General features: G+C 70.0%; 1 protein-coding gene. It reads right to left on the bottom strand.

What is annotated here, in order from left to right; genetic code table 11:
* Positions 1–42 precede the first annotated feature (42 nt).
* Positions 43–527: GGDEF domain-containing protein (locus tag B2W70_RS10670; protein ID WP_286745585.1), on the bottom strand; the 485-nt coding region annotated here is incomplete at its 5' end.

Here is a 527-nt window from a genome sequence, read left to right as displayed (position 1 = left end):
CGTTGGAAGGGCAGGCTGCCCGGGCGGCCTGCCCCGCCGCGCTCAGTTGGCCGGCGTGAACTGGATGCTGGCCAGCACAATGCGGTTGCCGCCCTTGTCGCGGGCGCTCGCCAAGGCGCGGTCTGCGCTGCGCATGAGCTCATCGACCAGCCCCGCGGTGTGCGGGAAGCTGGCCACGCCCATGCTGACCGTGAACGGGATCTGCTGGCCGTTGTGCGCCACGATGTGCTGAGCGCACTGGCGACGCAGTTGCTCCATGCGCGAGTGCGCGGTCGCCAGGCCCACGCCCGACAAGAGCACGACAAAGCGGTCGCCGCCCAGGCGGCAAGGTGCGTCCATCGCACGGGTGCCCGCACGCAGCAGGCGCCCCAGGGCTTCGATGACGCGCTCGCAGCCATCGAGGCCATGGTTCTGGCGGATCTCGTCGAGGTTGTCGACGGCGATGGCCACCAGGGCGAACTCGCGTTGCTCACGGCTGGAGAGGTCGGCCTCGCGGCAAAGCTGCTCTTCGAAGTGGGCGCGGTGAT

Source organism: Aquabacterium sp. UBA2148 (assembly GCF_002328915.1).
GTDB classification, from domain to species: domain Bacteria; phylum Pseudomonadota; class Gammaproteobacteria; order Burkholderiales; family Burkholderiaceae_C; genus Aquabacterium; species Aquabacterium parvum.
The sequence above is the reverse complement of the archived record's forward strand: the minus strand, read 5'-3'. Positions and strand labels throughout refer to the sequence as shown.